This window comes from Streptosporangium jomthongense (assembly GCF_042650425.1).
GTDB lineage: Bacteria > Actinomycetota > Actinomycetes > Streptosporangiales > Streptosporangiaceae > Streptosporangium.
The window spans coordinates 62,381-79,427 of the sequence record NZ_JBHSBC010000020.1 but is presented as its reverse complement, the minus strand read 5'-3'; the positions used below and the strand labels follow the sequence as shown (position 1 = coordinate 79,427).

The 17,047-nt window shown below is 68.9% G+C and carries 18 protein-coding genes; 8 read left to right on the top strand and 10 right to left on the bottom strand.

What is annotated here, in order from left to right; translation table 11 throughout:
* Positions 1 to 645, bottom strand: a 645-nt coding sequence (locus ACFOYY_RS20420; protein ID WP_386190833.1) for an NADP-dependent oxidoreductase, incomplete at its 3' end; no start/stop codon positions are given.
* Between the two features lie 99 nt (positions 646 to 744).
* On the opposite strand from ACFOYY_RS20420, the gene ACFOYY_RS20415 reads away from it, so the two are divergent.
* Entirely contained in the window at positions 745 to 1,149 is a 405-nt protein-coding gene (locus ACFOYY_RS20415; protein WP_352013666.1) for a winged helix-turn-helix transcriptional regulator, read from the top strand.
* On the opposite strand, the gene ACFOYY_RS20410 is transcribed toward ACFOYY_RS20415, so the two are convergent.
* The 4 genes from ACFOYY_RS20410 to ACFOYY_RS20395 form a co-directional block, all read right to left on the bottom strand.
* The gene (locus tag ACFOYY_RS20410; protein ID WP_386190829.1) at positions 1,138 to 1,908 is read right to left on the bottom strand and encodes an SDR family NAD(P)-dependent oxidoreductase; all 771 of its coding nucleotides are present in this window, start codon (positions 1,906 to 1,908) and stop codon (positions 1,138 to 1,140) included. The two genes, ACFOYY_RS20415 and ACFOYY_RS20410, sit on opposite strands and share 12 nt — an antisense overlap.
* Positions 1,909 to 1,929: 21 nt before the next feature.
* Positions 1,930 to 2,505: a TetR/AcrR family transcriptional regulator gene (locus tag ACFOYY_RS20405; RefSeq protein WP_386190826.1), complete on the bottom strand. Its 576-nt coding sequence runs from the start codon at positions 2,503 to 2,505 to the stop codon at positions 1,930 to 1,932.
* A gap of 81 nt (positions 2,506 to 2,586) precedes the next feature.
* On the bottom strand, positions 2,587 to 3,312 hold the full coding sequence (locus tag ACFOYY_RS20400; protein ID WP_386190967.1) for an ABC transporter permease: 726 nt from the start codon (positions 3,310 to 3,312) through the stop codon (positions 2,587 to 2,589).
* A 5-nt stretch (positions 3,313 to 3,317) separates the two neighbouring features.
* Positions 3,318 to 4,217, bottom strand: a complete 900-nt coding sequence (locus ACFOYY_RS20395; RefSeq protein ID WP_386190824.1) for an ABC transporter ATP-binding protein — start codon at positions 4,215 to 4,217, stop codon at positions 3,318 to 3,320.
* A 132-nt stretch (positions 4,218 to 4,349) separates the two neighbouring features.
* Between ACFOYY_RS20395 and ACFOYY_RS20390 the strand changes: the two genes are divergently transcribed.
* Positions 4,350 to 5,852 (top strand): sensor histidine kinase, encoded by a 1,503-nt coding sequence (locus ACFOYY_RS20390; protein WP_386190821.1) that lies wholly within the window; start codon positions 4,350 to 4,352, stop codon positions 5,850 to 5,852.
* A gap of 10 nt (positions 5,853 to 5,862) precedes the next feature.
* The gene (locus ACFOYY_RS20385; RefSeq protein ID WP_386190818.1) at positions 5,863 to 6,519 is read left to right on the top strand and encodes a response regulator transcription factor; all 657 of its coding nucleotides are present in this window, start codon (positions 5,863 to 5,865) and stop codon (positions 6,517 to 6,519) included.
* 240 nt (positions 6,520 to 6,759) lie between these two features.
* On the opposite strand, the gene ACFOYY_RS20380 is transcribed toward ACFOYY_RS20385, so the two are convergent.
* Both ACFOYY_RS20380 and ACFOYY_RS20375 read right to left on the bottom strand, forming a co-directional pair.
* Complete coding sequence (locus ACFOYY_RS20380; RefSeq protein WP_386190816.1) at positions 6,760 to 7,998, bottom strand: cytochrome P450 family protein; 1,239 nt, start codon at positions 7,996 to 7,998, stop codon at positions 6,760 to 6,762.
* Positions 7,999 to 8,440: 442 nt separating this feature from the next.
* Complete coding sequence (locus tag ACFOYY_RS20375; RefSeq protein ID WP_362782026.1) at positions 8,441 to 8,899, bottom strand: MarR family winged helix-turn-helix transcriptional regulator; 459 nt, start codon at positions 8,897 to 8,899, stop codon at positions 8,441 to 8,443.
* Positions 8,900 to 9,019: 120 nt separating this feature from the next.
* Between ACFOYY_RS20375 and ACFOYY_RS20370 the strand changes: the two genes are divergently transcribed.
* The 5 genes from ACFOYY_RS20370 to dnaN all read left to right on the top strand — a co-directional run bounded on the left by ACFOYY_RS20370 (position 9,020) and on the right by dnaN (position 13,808).
* Positions 9,020 to 10,030: an SMP-30/gluconolactonase/LRE family protein gene (locus ACFOYY_RS20370; RefSeq protein ID WP_386190813.1), complete on the top strand. Its 1,011-nt coding sequence runs from the start codon at positions 9,020 to 9,022 to the stop codon at positions 10,028 to 10,030.
* Between the two features lie 86 nt (positions 10,031 to 10,116).
* On the top strand, positions 10,117 to 10,872 hold the full coding sequence (locus ACFOYY_RS20365; RefSeq protein ID WP_386190810.1) for a ZIP family metal transporter: 756 nt from the start codon (positions 10,117 to 10,119) through the stop codon (positions 10,870 to 10,872).
* Positions 10,873 to 11,249: 377 nt separating this feature from the next.
* Positions 11,250 to 11,831, top strand: a complete 582-nt coding sequence (locus ACFOYY_RS20360; RefSeq protein ID WP_386190807.1) for a hypothetical protein — start codon at positions 11,250 to 11,252, stop codon at positions 11,829 to 11,831.
* Positions 11,832 to 11,943: 112 nt separating this feature from the next.
* Positions 11,944 to 12,543: a TIGR03086 family metal-binding protein gene (locus ACFOYY_RS20355; RefSeq protein ID WP_386190804.1), complete on the top strand. Its 600-nt coding sequence runs from the start codon at positions 11,944 to 11,946 to the stop codon at positions 12,541 to 12,543.
* Between the two features lie 161 nt (positions 12,544 to 12,704).
* Positions 12,705 to 13,808 (top strand): DNA polymerase III subunit beta, encoded by a 1,104-nt coding sequence (dnaN, locus tag ACFOYY_RS20350; RefSeq protein ID WP_362917230.1) that lies wholly within the window; start codon positions 12,705 to 12,707, stop codon positions 13,806 to 13,808.
* A gap of 57 nt (positions 13,809 to 13,865) precedes the next feature.
* On the opposite strand, the gene ACFOYY_RS20345 is transcribed toward dnaN, so the two are convergent.
* From ACFOYY_RS20345 to ACFOYY_RS20335, 3 genes are all read right to left on the bottom strand, one after another.
* Positions 13,866 to 14,555 carry a FadR/GntR family transcriptional regulator gene (locus tag ACFOYY_RS20345; RefSeq protein WP_352013679.1) on the bottom strand — a complete coding sequence of 230 codons (690 nt, stop codon included), beginning with the start codon at positions 14,553 to 14,555 and terminating at the stop codon, positions 13,866 to 13,868.
* Positions 14,556 to 14,665: 110 nt separating this feature from the next.
* Complete coding sequence (locus tag ACFOYY_RS20340) at positions 14,666 to 16,024, bottom strand: helix-turn-helix domain-containing protein (protein ID WP_386190800.1); 1,359 nt, start codon at positions 16,022 to 16,024, stop codon at positions 14,666 to 14,668.
* A gap of 132 nt (positions 16,025 to 16,156) precedes the next feature.
* Positions 16,157 to 16,690 (bottom strand): PH domain-containing protein, encoded by a 534-nt coding sequence (locus tag ACFOYY_RS20335; RefSeq protein WP_352013681.1) that lies wholly within the window; start codon positions 16,688 to 16,690, stop codon positions 16,157 to 16,159.
* Positions 16,691 to 17,047 lie beyond the last annotated feature (357 nt).

The following is a 17,047-nucleotide window of genomic DNA, read 5'->3' as shown; positions in this document are numbered from 1 at the left end:
GTCGACCCCTCCGGGCACGAGTTTCCTCACGGCCGCGCCGAGTTCGGCACCGCGCGGCACGAAGAACTCGGCGCCGAGACGGCGGACGAGGTCCTCGTCCTCCTGGCCCGCGACGGCGACGACCCGCAGCCCGCGCAGTACGGCCAGCTCCACGGCGTGGCCACCGACCGCCCCCGCGGCGCCGGTGACCAGAACGCTCTGGCCTTCGGACAGTTCCAGCAGGTCGAGGGCCTGGTCGGCGGTGAGGGAGTTGAGCGGGAGCGTGGCCGCCTGTACGGCCGTGACGCCGTCGGGGATGAGGGCCAGGGCGTCGGCGTCCAGCACGACCTGTTCCGCGTAGGCGCCCAGGGGAAGGTCGAGCCGGTCGACCAGACCCACGACCCGGTCGCCGGGGGCGAACCCGGTGACGCCCGCGCCGACCTCCTCGACCACCCCGGCCAGGTCCCAGCCGATCCCGTGCACGTCGCGCCGGTCGGCGAGCCCGATTTCGACGAGGACTCCCGCCCTGGTCGCCACGTCGACGGGGTTGACGCCCGCCGCCTCGACCCGGACCCGGACCTGTCCCACGCCCGTCTCGGGGACGGGAACCTCCTCGATCTCAAGCACTTCCGGTCCGCCGAACGAACGAACGACCACAGCGCGCATCATCGCCTCCTCAGGGTTTCGATGAAGCGAACCTATGGAGTGTTACTCTCCATAAGGAAGTACGCACCCGGAAGTGCGTACCGCACCGGAAGGGGCGCCATGACCACCCGTACGGCGGCGCAGCGGCGGCAGGAGGCGAAGGTGGCATACGACGCCTTCCTGGCCACCTGCCCGGCCAGGCAACTGCTCGACGCGATCAGCGACAAGTGGGTCAGCCTGGTCCTGAACGCGCTGTCCGGCGGACCGAGGCGCTACAGCGACCTGGACAGGATCATCGCCGGAGTCAGCCAGAAGATGCTCACCCAGACCCTTCGGAGCCTGGAGCGCGACGGCCTGGTCGAAAGGACGGTCACCCCCTCGGTCCCGGTGCGGGTCGACTACGCCCTCACCGATCTCGGCCGTGACCTCCAAGTCCTCATGCTGGCCATCAAGTCGTGGGCGGAGGGCAACATCGAGCAGGTCCGCGACGCCAGGGAGGCCTACGACGCGCGATCAGGCGGTTGAACCGCCGTCGGCGACGATGTCGGCTCCGACCACGTACCCCGCGTCGGCCGAGGCCAGCCACAGGACCGTGCCGGTCGCCTCGTCGAGGGAGCCGACGCGTCCTGCGGGGACCTGGCCCTTCACACGCTCGGCCCGGTCGGCCTCGGTCTCGCCGGGCCGCATGGACATCGACGTGTCGTGACTGCCGGGGCTGAAGGCGTTGATCCGCACGCCCTGGCCGATGTACTCCAGAGCGGCGGTGCGGGTCAGCGCGGTCACCGCGGCCTTGGAGGCGGCGTAGGCGCCGAACCCGGGCAGGCGCTTGTGCGCGCCGATCTGCGAGCTGAAGTTGACGATCACTCCGCCTCCCCCGGCGATCATGGCCGGGATCTCGTGCTTCATCGACAGGAAGACGCCGGTCAGATTGACGTCGAGCACCCGGGCGAAGTCATCCTCCGGCTGGTCGGCGACCTTGCCCGTGGCCAGCACCCCGGCGTTGTTGACCGCGACGTCCAGCCTGCCGTATCGGCCGACGATCTCGCCGACCAGCGCGGCGACGGAGGCCGAGTCGGTGACGTCCGCGGTCAGCGCGGCGATCCGGCCACCGTCGGTGTCGGCGTCGGCGTTGGCGTCGGCCAGCTTCACGGTCTGCTCAAGGGCCTCGCGTCCACGGCCGGAGACCACCACCTGGGCGCCCTCCCTGGCGAAGCCGAGGGCGACGGCCCTGCCGATGCCCGACCCGCCCCCGGTGACCAGGACGACCTTGTCGTGGAACCTCATGTCCCCTCCATATTGGAACTATCAGTCAAGAATTTTGAGTGCCTGAGCGGCCGCGTCGCGCAGCCGTTCCGGAGCGGACCGGCCCTTGGCCGTCAACCGCAGCCCCTGCAGGAAGACCAGCAGGAACCGGGCGAGCGCCACGGGATCGCGGTCGGCGGGCAGTTCCCCCTGCGCCCGCGCCCTGATGAGCGCCGAGGTCAGCGCCGTCTCCAGGCAGGTCCAGTTGGCGTCGACGATCCCGGCGACCCGCTCGTCGCCGGGAAGGAGCTCGCCCGCCGCGTTCACGATCATGCAGCCGCGCCGGTCGCCGATCGAGTCCTCGGTGTAGAGCTCGATCAGCCCCCGTACGGCGGGCAGCGCGGCCCCGGGCTGGGACAGCAGCTCGACCGGCGAGGGGTTCCTGGAGTTCGCGTAGCGCCGTAGCGCCTTCAGGTAGAGGTCGTGCTTGCCGCCGAAGGTGGCGTACAGGCTGGCCCTGCCGATGCCCAGCCGGTCGACCAGGTCACTCATGGAGGTCGCCTCGTAGCCACGCTCCCAGAACAGCTGGAGAGCCGCCTCAAGGGCGACCTCCGGGTCGAACTCCTTCGTCCTCGCCATGGGGAGAAGGCTACGCCTATCTGGAACGAACGGTCAAATAAAAGTACGGCCCACGCCCCCGCGCGCGGGCCGTACCCGTACCTACTCCCAGCGGAACAGCCGGATCGCCAGTGTCACCGTGACCAGTACGGTCCCCGCCATCACCACCAGGTGCAGCGGCTGCGGCGCGTGCCCCGCCCACGTGTCACGCAGTGCCTGGGCGAACGGCGCCAGCGGCAGGAAGTCACCGATCCGGCGCACCAGGTCGGGCAGCATCTCGCGGGGAATCCACATGCCCCCGACGAACAGCAGCGGGAACATCAGCAGCGAGCCGATCCCCGACGCCGACTTCACGCTCGGCGCGACCGCCGCGATCAGCAGGCCGAGGCCGAGCAGCGAGGCGGTGCCCAGCAGGAACACCCCGACGAAGGCCAGCGGGTTCCCCGGCAGGGGAACCCCGATGGTCACGTGGCCCAGCACGATCAGCAACACGGTCGACAGCACCGCGACACCGATGTTGTTGACCACCTGGGCGATCAGCAGCCGAACCGGTGGCACCGGCGTGGTGGACAACCGGCGCAGAATGCAGCTCTCCCGATAGGCCACCAGTACGGCGGGCAGTGCGGACAACGCCATCGTCACCACGGACAGGATCACCATCATGCCCGGCAACTGGGTGTCGATCACCCGCTGCCCGCCCATCTCGGCACTCGCCTCCTGGAAGGAGGGAATGCTGCCCAGCCCCAGCAGCAGTCCAAGCGGCAGCAGGATCGCGAAGATCGGCCCCGCCGGGTCACGGAGGAAGAGCTTCGCCTCCATAATGATCATCTTGTTCACGTGGAGATCTTCTTTCCGGTGAGGGCGAGGAACGCGTCGTCGAGAGTGGCCTGCTCGGCCCGCAGGTCCTTGGGGACGACCCCGGCCATGGCCAGGGCGGTCGTGACCGCCAGCAGCAGCTCACCGCTTCCCGTGACCTCGACCCTGGCGCCGTCCCGCCGTACTCCGCTGACCTGGGGCAGGTCGGTGAGCGGCGCCGTGTCGAAGAGGGCGGGGGCGCGGAAGGTGACCCGCTGGGAGTCACTGACCCGCGCGATCAGCCCGTCGGGGCTGTCCACCGCGACCAGCCTGCCCGCGTCGATCAGCGCGAGCCGGTCACAGAGCCGTTCCGCCTCCTCCATGAAGTGGGTGACCAGCAGGATCGTCACCCCGTCCGCCCTGATCTGCTCGATGAGCTCCCAGGTGTCCCGGCGGGCCTGCGGGTCGAGGCCGGTGGTCAGCTCGTCGAGGATCGCCACCTTGGGGTTGCCGACCAGCGCCAGCGCGATGGAGAGCCGCTGCTTCTGACCGCCGGAGAGAGTGGCGTACCGCGCGTTCCGCTTCTCGGCGAGCCCGACCCGCTCGATCAGCGCGCGCCAGTCGGCGGGCTCCCGGTAGAAGGAGGCGTACAGCTCCATCGCCTCCCACACCTTGATCTTCGCGGGCATGGCGGAGCTCTGCAGCTGGACGCCGAGCCGCTCCTTGATCTCGGCACGATGAAGGCCACCCAGCACCTTCACGGTTCCGGCGTCCGGGACGCGCAGCCCCGCGACGCACTCGACGGTGGTCGACTTGCCGGCGCCGTTCGGGCCGAGGACGCCGAAGATCTCCCCCTCCTCGACGGAGAAGGACACGCCGTCGACCACGAACCGGTCGCGGTACTTCTTTCTGAGGCCGTTGACCTCGATCACCTTCATGCCGACGACGCTAGGAAACCTGGCCCGGAACGCAGAAGCCGTTTGGATACACGACGAAGGTGGGGTTTTCTACACCCCGAAGGGGAGTTGTTGTCATTGGATGTCCAGTTCGGATCGCCGACACTCATATCCATGAGGCGACACATGGTGGCAGTCGGCAGAGCCCTGGCGATGGGGACGATGACCCTGGCGGACCTTGTACTGCTCGTGATGAGCATGTTCGCCGGGCTGCTCACCATCATCGGAATGATCTTCTTCTTCCCGCCCGTGATCAGGGTGATCCGATGGCGTACGGCCATGGCCAGAAGGCTGACGGGCAGGTGGCTCGGCACCGAGGTGCTCCCGCCGTACCTGCCGCCCCCTCCGCCGGTCAGGCCCCAGCCCGACGGCTGGTACCGCTACCAGCGCCAGCTCTACAAGACACCGTGGTGGCCCGAGTGGAACAACCGGACGAAGTGGATATTCACCGACCCCGCCACCTGGCGTGACACGGCCTGGCTCCTGCTCAACCCGATCGTCGGCGGCAGCCTGGTGGTGGTGCCCCTGTTCATGGCCGGTTACGGACTGACCCTGCCCTGGCGCTGGGCGCCGCAGGCCGCCCCCCTCGGGCTCGTCATCGCTGTCCTCGGCGTCGCGGCGACACCGTGGCTGCTGCGCTTCTACGGCTGGTGGAACAGGCTGCTGCTCGGGCCCACCGCCAGATCCGTGCTGGCCGGCAAGGTCAGACGGCTCAACCAGGTCAGGCTGGACGCGGTCGACTCCCAGGCCGCCGAACTACGGCGGATCGAACGTGACCTGCACGACGGCGCCCAGGCCAGACTTGTCGCCATCGGCATGACTCTCGGCGCGGTCGAGGAACTGGTCGACAAGGACCCCCAGGCCGCCAAGGCGCTGCTGGCCAAGTCGCGCGAGGCCTCGTCGACCGCCCTCACCGAACTACGTGACCTGGTCAGGGGCATCCACCCGCCGGTCCTGGCCGAACGGGGACTCGGTGACGCCATCAGGGCGCTGGCGCTGGACAGCCCGCTGAAAATCAAGGTCACCGTGGACCTCAAGACACGTCCCGAGGCGCCCGTCGAGTCCGCGGTCTACTTCTCGGTCAGCGAACTGCTCACCAACGCCGCCAGACACGGCGGTGCGGACCGCGTCTGGATCGACATCAGCGGCCAGGGCAGGGCACTGCGCGTCACCGTCACCGACGACGGCTCCGGCGGCGCCGACCCCGCCCGCGGCAGCGGTCTGAACGGCATCGAACGACGGCTGGCGGCCTTCGACGGGGTGCTCGCCCTCAGCAGCCCGCCCGGCGGCCCCACCACGGCCACGATCGACGTGCCCTACGCGCTGGCCACACCGCAGGGGAACACGCCCTCCATGCCGCCGTGGAAGTACGCGGTCGTCGCGGTCGGCTGGTGCGTCGGCTGGCTCCCCCTGTTCCCCCAGGGCCTGGTCACCATGATCCTCAAGATCGTCGGCGTTGAGGAACGAAGCTGGTTCCTCGCGCTCTACCTGCCCGAACCGCTGCAGTGGCCGATGATCATCTTCAACATCCTCCTCGGAATGTCCCTGTACGGCCTGGCCATCGGCATCCCCGTCGCCCACGCCCACAAGCACGAACTCAGGAACGGACCCCTCTAAAGTGGGACCGGTGCACCCCAGAGTCGTCATCGCCGAAGACCTCTACCTCCTGAGAGACGGACTGGTCCACCTGCTCCAAGCCCACGACTTCGAGGTCATCGCGGCCGTCGAATCGGGCCCCGAACTGCTCACCGCCCTGACCACCCTGCGCCCCGACGTCGCCGTGGTCGACGTACGGCTCCCGCCCACGTTCACCGACGAGGGCCTGCAGGCGGCACTGACCGCCCGCAGAGCCGTACCCGGACTGCCGATCCTCGTCCTGTCCCAACACGTCGAACAGCTCTACGCCCGCGAACTCCTCGCCGACGGCTCCGGCGCCATCGGCTACCTGCTCAAGGACCGGGTGTTCAACGCCGAACAGTTCATCGACGCGGTACGGCGGGTCGCCGCGGGCGGCACCGCCATGGACCCCGAAGTGATCGCGAAACTCCTGGCCAGTACGGCCAGGCACGAACCGCTCGGCGAACTGACCCCCCGCGAACGGGAGGTGCTCGAACTGATGGCCGAGGGCCGCTCGAACGCGGCCATCTCCCAACGGCTCTACCTCAGCGAGAGCGCGGTCGGCAAACACACCGCGGGCATCTTCACCAAACTCGGCCTGTCCCCGTCGGACGACGACAACCGGCGGGTACTGGCGGTGCTGGCTTATCTCAACGCCGCTAGGTGACATGGCGCCGCCTTCGGCGTCGCGGGTCCGGGCGCTTCGAGCCAACGCTTTCCCTCGTCGCTCATCCGCTTCGCTCCTTCGCTCCTCAGTCCAAGCGTCGGCGCGCCCGGACCGTTTCTCTTTGCGACGCCTTCGGCGTCGCGGGCTTGGGCGCCCTGAGTCGGTGCTTTCCCTCGTCGTTCGTCCGCTTCGCTCCCTCTCTCCTCAGTCCAAGCACCGACGCGCCCAAGCCGGCACTCCTCACTTCTTGGAGGGGTGGCCCAGGCGGAGGGGGAGTTCGCTCAGGCCGTTGATGACCAGGGAGGGGAGGCGGTTCGGGGTGGGGGTTTCCTGGGCCAGGGCGAGGTCGGGGAAGCGGTCGAACAGGGCGGGCAGGGCGATGACGGCCTCAAGACGGGCCAGGGGGGCGCCGATGCAGTGGTGTACGCCGACGCCGAAGGCCAGGTGTTCGGCCGGGGGTCTGGCCACGTCGAAGCGGTCGGCGTCCTCGCCGTGCTGGTGCGGGTCGTGGCCCGCGGCGAAGTAGGTCGCGAGGATGGCGTCACCCGCGGGAATGCGCACCCCGTCCACGTCGATGGGCTCCGTGGCGTACCGCAACGGGAAGTTGGCGACCGGCGGCGCCCAGCGCAGGGCCTCCTCGATCACCGCCTCCCAGGTGACCTCCCCCTCCCGGATCCGGCGTAGCTGCTCGGGGTGGGTGAGCAGGGCGTGGACCGTGCTGTCGATCAGGTCGACGGTGGTCTCGTGCCCGGCACCGAGGAGGGCCAGCAGGGTGTCGCGCAGCTCGTCGTCGCTCAGCCGGTCGTCCTCGTAACGGGCGTTGATCAGCTCCGTGGTCAGGTCGTCCCCGGGGTGCTCGCGCTTGTGGGCGATCAGGGCGGGGAAGAACGTCCTGATCCTGGCCGAGGTCTCGGCCGCCTCCTCAGCGGTCGCGGCACTGTCGATGAAGGCCGTGGAGATCCAGGCGACCTCGGGACGCATGTCGTCGGGGACGCCGAACAACTCGCAGATCACCCGCAGCGGCATCGGGTGGGCGTAGGCGACGCGCAGGTCGACGACCTGGTCGGCGGGCAGTCTGGTGAGGTCGTCGATCAGCTCGGCGGTGATCCGCTCGATGATCGGCCGCATGGCGAGGGTCCGGCGGCCGGTGAAGCTGGGGGCGACGAGGTTGCGCAGTCGCCGGTGCTCCATGCCGGAGGCGTTGACCAGGTTCCGCATGCCGATCCACAGGTTGAGCCAGCCCCACTCGGGCCGTTCGTCGACCTGCGGCCACAGGCTCCAGTACCGCTGCGGGTCCTTGCTGACCCGGGGGTCGAGAATGACCTGTTTGAGCAGGTCGTGGCGGGTGATGGCCCAGACGGGCACGCCACCGGGAAGTTCGACCTTGACCACGGTGCCCAGGGCACGCAGCCGGGACACCTCACCGGGAACGTCGCTTCCGTAGGGGTCCAGGACGATGGGTGAAGAGGAAATGGCCATGCGGACGCTCCCTGGAGGTCGAGCGGATTGACGCGGGCCGGGACGAGCACACGGCGGCGGACGGGGTCGTCGCGTTCCGGAGGCCGAACCGGCGGCTCCACCGCCATGGGGGTCGCCCCTGCCACCGATGATCAGGGGCCGTAAGAACCACGGCTCCCCGTTGTCGAACATTCGCCGGAGAATACCCAAACACTAAATACGACAACGTCACAAGTCAACGATTCCTCGTCGCCGGGAGGCCACCCCAACGGCATGGAGAATCGCCGGCTCGGCGCGCGATAAGGCAGGTCAGGCAGGCCGTACGGTCGGGTGGTCGGCGGGTGGAAGCCGTTGACGGCGAACCACAGGAGGAAATCCCGTACCACGGAAAAAGCCTGAACCAGAAAAGGGTGGCCGCTGGAAAGAAAATGGTTCGCCCTTTTTCCGTCCGGAGGGAGTTTCGCTACGACTCGGGCTCGGGAGCCGTGCGGGCGGCCTCCAGGAACTCGACGCAGCGGCCCAGCAGGGTGATCAGCGTCTCGCGTTCCTCGGGGGTGAACTTCGCGGCGAGCCCCCGTTCGACACGCACCGCGCGGGGGTCGGCCGCGGCCAGCACCTGTTCGCCCTTCTCGGTGAGGCGGGTCTCCAGGACGTTCCTGTGCCACTCGTGCGGGGTGCGCTCGATCAGGCCGTGCTCCTGGAGGTTCTTGAGCACGGTGTTCATCGTCGGCGGGGTGACCGCGCACGCCCTGGCCAGCGCGGCGGCCGAGATGCCGGGGCTGGCGGAAAGGTGCAGCAGCGCCGCGTACTGCGACACGGTCAGCCCGGCCTGCTTCAGCGCGGCGTTCTTGGCCGCGTTGAGCGCCTGCTCAGCGCGCTTGAGGTGGGAGCCCAGGCGCTCGGAGAGCGGCAACTCGGTCATCTCCGCATGGTAACAACCCGTGAATTAAAGCGTTGACGACCATTAGAGTTCTAACTAGAGTTCGTGTCCGAACAAGCAATACGACTCTGTCAATCATGTGAAGCCGAACAGAAGGGCGCCATGTCTTCGCCTCGTCTGATCGTGGCCGCCGCGGCCACGACCCTCACCGCGCTGCTCTCCCTCACCCCCGCGCTGCCCGCCTCCGGTGCGCCGACCACGACAGACCAGATCACGCGGGCACGGATCTCCACCGCGTACGAACTTCCCGGCGACCGGGTCTACCCCGAGGGCGTCGCCGTGGATCCGCGCACCGGCGACCTCTACGCCGGCTCCTACACCGACGGCACGGTCTTCAAGATGACACCGGGTCACCGGGTGGCCCAGGTCTTCCTGCCCGCGGGCGCCGACGGGCGTGACACCGCCAACGGACTCAAGGTCGACCGGGCGGGACGGCTGTGGGTCACCGACTCGACGACCGGGGTCTCGGTCTACGACACGCGCACCCGACGCCTGCTGGCGAGCTTCGACGTCCCCGGGCAGGCCCCGGACGACCCGGCCTTCGTCAACGACCTCGCCATCGCCCCGGACGGCAGCGCCTACCTCACCGACAGCGTCCGCTCCGTGGTCTACCGCGTCACGCCGCGTCAGGTGGCGGCCGGAGGCAGGACGACGCTCACCGTCCGCTTCGACCTGGGCGAGGCCCTCGACCCCCACGGGCCCGACGCGTTCACCCTCAACGGGATCGTCGCCGACCCCTCGGGGCGCTACCTGCTGGCCGCCGACATGACCGGTGGCGACCTGTACCGCCTCGACATCGCCTCAGGAGCGATCCGCAGGGTGACGCTGACCGGAGGCGACACGCTGCACGCCGACGGGCTCGAACTGCGGGGCGGCAGGCTCTGGGTGGTCCACAACACCGAGAACACCATCAGTCGCTGGAAGGTGACACGGGACGGCGCCGCGGCCAGGGTCGAGAGGCGGCTGACCGACGAGGCCCTCCAACTCCCGACGACGTTGGCGTTCGGGAACGGCACGCTCTACGTGGTCCGCTCCCAGTTCGACAAGGGCGGCCCACTCGGCTCGGGAACCCCGCGGACCCCCTTCACCATCGCCTCGGTACGGGGCATCTGACCACGCTCCCCCACCTCGCGAGAATATGGGACATTCATTACCCGTTCCTGGGAAATGTCGCCCGACGCGGGATGGGGGAGACGGCCGTGCCGCAGTGGCTTCAGGCAGGTCTGTGGGGAACCGCCGCCGGGGGAGCCCTCGTCGTGGGGGCGGCGGTCGCCTGGCTGGTACGGGTCCCGGCCGTGATCATCGCCGGGATCATGGCCTTCGGCGCGGGCGTGCTGATCTCGGCGTTGTCCTTCGAGCTCGTCGACGAGGCCGAACGCTCAGGAGGGCTCCTCCCCACGGCGGTCGGCTTTCTCGCCGGCGCCTGCGCCTACGTCGCGGCCAACACCCTCCTCGCCCGGTACGGCGCCCGCCACCGCAAACGCTCCGGCGACAGGCAGCCGTCCGAGGGCGACATCCAGGGCAGCGGTACGGCCATCGCCGTCGGCGCCCTGCTCGACGGAGTCCCCGAGTCGGTCGTGCTCGGCCTGTCACTGCTCGACGGCCGGGGCGTCGGGATCGCGGTCCTGGGGGCCGTCTTCATCTCCAACGTTCCCGAGGGGCTCTCCAGCGCGGCGGGCATGAAGCAGGCCGGGCGCGGCGCGCCGTACGTCTTCGGGGTCTGGGGCGGCATCGCCCTGGTGAGCGGGCTGGCGGCCCTCGTCGGCCACCTCACCCTCCAGGACGCCTCACCCGCGACCGTCTCGGTGATCACCGCCGTGGCCGCAGGGGCGATCCTCACCATGGTCGCCGACACGATGATCCCCGAGGCCTTCGAACGCGCTCATCTCTTCACCGGCCTCATCGCCACCCTGGGCTTCCTGGCGTCCTTCACCGTCGAACGCCTCGGCGCGTAGCCGGTCCGGAGCCACAGACGTCCACCCGGGTCCGTGCGCGCTCAGCCTTACGCGAGGGGTGAGTCTGAGCGCGCACGGACCCCGTGTCCGCGTTCGGCGTTCCCCTGCTCGGCCCGCGCCTACAGCCTGATCAGGAACACCGTGTTCTCCCGCCGCTGTGATCACCCACGGAGGGGTCCCGGGATAACCCCCGGGACGGATCGCCGCTCGTCCGGCAGAGGGACGATCCGTCGGTACGGCGACGGCCACCATGAGATCGCCATCCCGGCGACGCCTCCCACCCGGCGTCCACGGACGACATCCGGGGATGGCGCGAGCCGTCAACACACGCGCTCTTGGCACAGCACCGAACCCTGTCGGAACGAAAGCCGGAGAACATGAACGTGTACAAGAAGGCTTTGCCCGCCGCGCTCGCGGCGGCCGCGCTGGCCACCCTGACCGCGGCTCCCGCGTCCGCGGCGCCGACCGCCCTGGACGTGACGGTCAAGGTCCAGCTCAGCCACACCTCGACCGTGAAGGAGTCGGCCGGGGTGTGGTTCACCTGTCCCGGCAACGAGGTGATGACCGGCCGTTCCCACTCCGGGGACGAGAACGGCTCCACCACCTACTACTGCAGCACGATCACCATCAACGACCAGCCGGTCCAGAACGTGGTGAAGGGACTGTGGAGCGCGGGCCTGAAGGAGAGCCGGTCGTCCTACACCGCGCCGAACGACCAGGCCGTCATCGGCAGGTGGCACTCGGGCGACGAGAACGGTTCCACGAAGTACCTCGCGGCCATGTTCTTCTGGCAGGGCAGGCAGGTGCGCTTCTCCTCCCCCGCGTGGAGCGGCGACCTCAAGGAGAGCAGGCACTCGTGGCGGGCGAACGCGGGCCAGGTCATGACCGGCCGGTACCACTGGGGTGACGAGAACGGCACCACGAGATACCAGTACGCCACGGTGACGATCGTCGACTGACGATCCGGTTCCGGCGGTACCCACCGAGCCCCCTCGGTGGGTACCGCCGATCCACCATGGGTGGGACGGCCGTGATGATGGATGCTGTGATCAACACATCTGAGGGGGCTTCGTGAGCATTCAGGAGTTCGACCGGCGAGCGGTGCGGGACAGCGTGGACGTGGTCGCCGCGGTGACGATCGACGATCTCGACAGGCCGACACCGTGCGCGGGATGGACGGTGGCCGACCTGCTCGCCCACATGACCGTCCAGCACCACGGGTTCGCCGCCGCGGCCAGGGGCACCGGAGCCGACCTGGAGGTCTGGAAGGTCAGGCCGCTCGGTGACGACGCCGTCCAGCTCTACACCAAGGCGGCGGAGGACGTGCTGGCGGCGTTCGCCGAGGACGGTGTGCTCGAACGGGGGTTCACGCTGCCCGAGTTCGCCCCCCGGGGACTGGTATTTCCTGCCCGGCAGGCCATCGGCTTCCACTTCATCGACTACCTGGTGCACGCCTGGGACGTGGCCCGCTCGATCGGCGCCGACTATCGGCCCGACCCGGAGCTTGTCGAGGCCGCCTGGCCGATCGCCCTGGCCGTCCCCGACGACGAACGGCGCACCAGGCCGGGAGCCGCCTTCCAGCCGGGCCTGCCCGTCGACGACGAAACGCCGGGCTTCGACCGTGTCCTCGCCGTACTCGGACGCACCCCCGGCTGGACCCCCTCGGCGTGAGACCGGGAGCCTGGGACGTTCCGCCGCGCGGGAACGCAGCGTGACCACCGGCCGACTGAGTGATATGTCAGTATCAGTGCTTTGTCGGTAGGACCGGCTACCGTTCTCCGGAGTACGGCCACCGCATGTGGTGGTGCCGTTCGGGACGAAGGGATGCTCAGGTGAAGTTCCGGGTCAACCGTGATGTCCTGGCCGACGCCGTGGTCTGGGCCGCTCGTGCCCTGCCGACCCGCCCGGCCGTTCCCGTGCTCTCCGGTCTGCTGCTTGAGGCCGACGCCGAGGACCTGGTGTTGTCGGCCTTCGACTACGACGTCTCCGCCCGCGCCACGATCGAGGCCGAGGTCGCCGAGCCCGGCAGGGTGCTCATCCCGGGCCGCATCCTCGCCGAGATCACCCGGAGCCTGCCCGCCCAGCCGGTCGAGATCGTCACCGACGGGTCCGAAGCGGTGCTGACCTGCGGAAGTGCCGAGTTCGGCCTGCTCACCATGCCCGTTGAGGACTTCCCGTCGCTGCCCAAGGCCCCGCCGAAGATCGGGGCGGTCGGCGGCGGGGTCTTCGCGAGCGCGGTCGGCCAGGTGGCGCCCGCCGCCAGCCGTGACGAGACCCTCCCCATGCTGACCGGCGTCCGCTTCGACATCGCGGGCGAACGCGTGACCATGGCCGCCACCGACCGCTACCGCATCGCCGCCAGGGAGTTCGACTGGCGCCCCGAGCAGCCGGGTGCCACGGCCGCGGCCATGGTCCCGGCCCGGGTGCTCGTCGAGGTGGCCAGGTCGTTGCGCGGCGGAGAGGTCTCGATCGGCCTGGGCGAGGGAGTCGCCGGGTTCGAGAGCGTCGGCAGGAGCACCACGGTCCGCCTGCTCGACGAGCAGTTCATCGACTACCGGGCACGGCTGACCGACGAGTGGCCGATCAGGGCGGACGTGCGGGCCGCCCCGTTCGTCGAGGCGATCAAGCGGGTCGCGCTGGTCGCCGAGCGCAACACCGCGATCAGGCTCACCTTCGGCCAGGGACAGGTGCTCATCCAGGCGGGCGGCGGCGACATCGGCCGGGGCACCGAGGTGCTGGAGGCCGAGCTGTTCGGCGAGGAGATCCAGATCGCCTTCCAGTCGCACTTCCTGCTGGACGGCCTGAGCGGCGTCGAGACCGAGTTCGTACGGCTCAACATGCAGACGCCCAGCCGGCCCGCCCTCATCACCGAGGTGCCCGGAGACGCCGAGCCTGCCTTCCGCTATCTCGTGATGTCCCTGCGCCTGGCCGCCTGAGGCCCCGACCCGAACAGGAAGCACCCGGNNGGCGGCGTCCGCCGCGCCGGGTGAAGGTCAGCTGGTGAGTTCCTGGGCCTCGGTCAGAGCGATCAGGATGTGTTCCATGCACGCGTGACCGGCGCGCTCGGCGGCGGCGGCGTCGCCCGCCATGATGGCGCGGGCGATGGCGTCGTGCGGGATGTAGGTGCTGTTGAGCGAGGTGCCCGCGGCGGTGATGCTGGCCCGTAGCGCGGCGGAGAAGTCCTGGTAGAGGTCGATCATGACCCGGTTGTGGGTCGCCTGGACGACGGCGACGTGGAAGGCGAGGTCGGCCTCGACGAAGGCGGTCGGCTCGCCCGACTCCCAAGCCTGCTCCCGCTCGGCGAGGGCGGCCTCGATGTGGGCGATGTCGGCCTCGGTCCGCCGCGTCGCGGCCAGCTTGGCGGCCTCGACCTCAAGTGCGCGCCGTACCTCCAGGATCTCCAGCTGCTCGGCGGCGCGTAGCCGTCGCAGCATGGCGCCGGAGAGTTCGCTCGTGGCGCGGACGTAGGTTCCGTCGCCCTGGCGGCATTCGAGCAGGCCTGCGTGGGTGAGTGCCCTTACCGCCTCACGCACGGTGTTGCGTCCGACCCCGAGCTGCTCCGCGAGCACGGTCTCGGTGGGAATCTTCGTGTGCATCTTCCAGGAGTTCGACGTGATCTGCTCTTTGAGCTGGTCGATCACCTGGTCAACGAGAGACGCCCGCTGCGCCGTACGCAGACTCACAGTCCGCCTCCTCCGGAGAAGCCAATCATCCTATGATTCAATGACTGGTAGACCCTAGTTATTCCGGAGGCAGAAAAACAAATCCGGAACGCCGGAGGAGGCGGATTGCTTTATCGAACCAGTGTCGAATCGACCGTCATTCCCACCATCGCGTCGCGGACTCCCGCTGCCTCAAGAGCCTTACGATACGCGCTGGTCTGCTCTTCTCCCGCGCCGACCCTGCCGTAGAGGTCACCCAGCTCACGCCAGGCACGCGCGACCTCACGGTCGGGATTGGACCGCTCCGAACGCAGGGCGTGAAGAAGCTCCCCCGCGGTGTTCAGCCGTGACAGAACCTCACCCTCCCCCCGCGAGAGCGCGGCCTGGGCAAGGACCAGGTGCGCGGCGGCGGCGGTGGGGCTGGCCTGGCCGGACAGCGTGTCGAGGGCGGACGAGGCCAGGTTGACCGCGCCGTCCGGGTTACCGCTCCCGAGCTGGAGGCGGGCCAGGACCACGAGGCTTCCCGCGTACTCGTTGACCTTCTCGTCGAACGTGGCGAAGACCCCGCTGGCAGCGGTGGCCAACTCGTAGACCTCCTCGGAGAGGGAGGCGCTTCCGAGAGAGACCGTGAGTCTCGCCCATTCCAGTGCGATCCCGGCCAGCCTGAAGGCCATCCGGGCGGGTCGGCCGGTCGCGATGGCGTCGTCGGCCAGGCGTACCGCCAGTGCCGAGTCCTCACCCTCCGCCGCGGCGACGCTCGCCTGCCAGAGGGAGTGGATCTCGGCGGTGCGGTTGACCACCGAGGGAACGCCGTTGACCGCCAGGATGTGCCTGACATACGACAGGCCGGGAGACTGGGGCCTGGCAGCCTCGGTCTCCACCAGCGCGGCGGCCAGTTCGATCGCGATCTCGCCCTGCGTCAACGCCAGGTGGTTGACCTGGCTGAGGGCGTAGATGGCCAGATCATGCGCGCGAAGCGTGTCGCCCGCGCGCTGGTAGCAGCGGCTCAGCGCGACCGTCAGAGGAAGGTCTGCCAGCCGTTCGGGGTGCGCGGCGGCCTCGCGGCGGAGCCGCTCGAACGCCTCTACCGCTGGTCCGACTCGGTCCTGGGCCTCCAGCGAGCGAGCCCGCCCCAGCCGCGCGTGCGCGGCCAGCATGGCGTTCTCCTCGCCGGCGACCTTGACGATCTCGCCGAACCGTTCCGCGGCGACCCCGGGGTCGCCGTGCTGCAGCTCAAGCTCCGCGTGACGCAGGCCAAGCTCGGTGTCGATCCGTTGGCGCGGCTCGATCCCGTGCAGCAAGAACTCGGTAGTGCACCCCAGCCGTTCGGCGAGAAGCCGCGCGACCACGGGGGTCGGCGTGCGCTTGCCGGACTCGATGAGGGAGACATAACTGTCGGAGAGGTCAGGCCCTGCCAGCTGGGCCTGAGACATGCGCCTACTCAGCCGCAGTCCGCGGACGCGGTCACCGATGGTTCCCTGACTCGGCATCTGATCTCTCAGGGCGGGGGATGGTCAATGTTCCCGCCATGATTGCACGAAGCAGTCGAATCGGTAACCCCACGTGAAGAGAATCCACCTGCGGACTCTTCGGGCCCCTATGTCATACGGGACATAGGGGCACTAATCATCCGAATCGTTGCCGCCGGGGAAGAGCATCTGACACACCTCTAGGTAGATGGTCTCCGGATAGGGGATGAAGTTGATCCTTGAGAGGGCCTGGTCCTGACCCGCCGACTCCAGGACGAACTCGCCGTATCCCAGCATGCGACCGAGCAGTGAGCGCTGGAAACTCATGTCGGTCACCTTGCCGAGGGGCATCATGTCGACCTTGCGTGTGATCAGGCCCGTGGTGAGCAGCACACGCTTGGAGGTGACGATGAAATGCTCAACCGACCATTCCGCCACTTTCCACACAAAACGGATCAAAAGGAGGAGCCAAGCCCACCAGACGATCACCAGGGCGGTGCCTCCGGAGCTCTGTCCCCCGAACCACCTGCTGAGCAGGCCGGCCAGGATCAGGCCACCGAAGACCTCGGCGATGGGGCGCAGCAGTACGGCCGGGTGAAGCCGCACCATGATTACTTGTTGCTCGTGGGGGAGTAGGTAGCGGTTGACCGACGCGGGAGCCGAGTCCCCGTGGGTCACCAGCCTCATGACAGATGGGATACGAATTGGGCCAGAGAATTGGCCGCGTTGAACATGGTGTCCATGGCGCCCCTAACTGTGTTCGCTGCGTCACCCGGTCTTGTGAAGAGGTAGAACGCCACAAAAGCAATGGCGCTGTATGTCAGAACCTTCTTGACCTGCACTGCGGCCTCCTACGACCACTCACCCACTGCACCCGCCGTATACATTACCCATGCCATTCGCGAGGTAAAGCGTCTTCCCTGACAGGGTCACGATCTCAGCGACGGGACCCGATCAGGGCGGTGTGACATTCGTCACCCACCCTCGCTCGCGGCCAGTGCGAGGACCTCCAGGTGCTTGCGGGCGATCCGCTCGACCAGCACC

Excerpts from the sequence above, each read along its gene's own strand:
- ACFOYY_RS20415 (WP_352013666.1), top strand. The coding sequence starts at position 745 with ATGACCACCCGTACGGCGGCGCAGCGGCGGCAGGAGGCGAAGGTGGCA.
- ACFOYY_RS20410 (WP_386190829.1), bottom strand. The coding sequence starts at position 1,908 with ATGAGGTTCCACGACAAGGTCGTCCTGGTCACCGGGGGCGGGTCGGGC.
- ACFOYY_RS20405 (WP_386190826.1), bottom strand. The coding sequence starts at position 2,505 with ATGGCGAGGACGAAGGAGTTCGACCCGGAGGTCGCCCTTGAGGCGGCT.
- ACFOYY_RS20400 (WP_386190967.1), bottom strand. The coding sequence starts at position 3,312 with ATGATCATTATGGAGGCGAAGCTCTTCCTCCGTGACCCGGCGGGGCCG.
- ACFOYY_RS20395 (WP_386190824.1), bottom strand. The coding sequence starts at position 4,217 with ATGAAGGTGATCGAGGTCAACGGCCTCAGAAAGAAGTACCGCGACCGG.
- ACFOYY_RS20390 (WP_386190821.1), top strand. The coding sequence starts at position 4,350 with ATGAGGCGACACATGGTGGCAGTCGGCAGAGCCCTGGCGATGGGGACG.
- ACFOYY_RS20380 (WP_386190816.1), bottom strand. The coding sequence starts at position 7,998 with ATGGCCATTTCCTCTTCACCCATCGTCCTGGACCCCTACGGAAGCGAC.
- ACFOYY_RS20375 (WP_362782026.1), bottom strand. The coding sequence starts at position 8,899 with ATGACCGAGTTGCCGCTCTCCGAGCGCCTGGGCTCCCACCTCAAGCGC.
- ACFOYY_RS20370 (WP_386190813.1), top strand. The coding sequence starts at position 9,020 with ATGTCTTCGCCTCGTCTGATCGTGGCCGCCGCGGCCACGACCCTCACC.
- ACFOYY_RS20360 (WP_386190807.1), top strand. The coding sequence starts at position 11,250 with ATGAACGTGTACAAGAAGGCTTTGCCCGCCGCGCTCGCGGCGGCCGCG.
- ACFOYY_RS20340 (WP_386190800.1), bottom strand. The coding sequence starts at position 16,024 with ATGCCGAGTCAGGGAACCATCGGTGACCGCGTCCGCGGACTGCGGCTG.
- ACFOYY_RS20335 (WP_352013681.1), bottom strand. The coding sequence starts at position 16,690 with ATGAGGCTGGTGACCCACGGGGACTCGGCTCCCGCGTCGGTCAACCGC.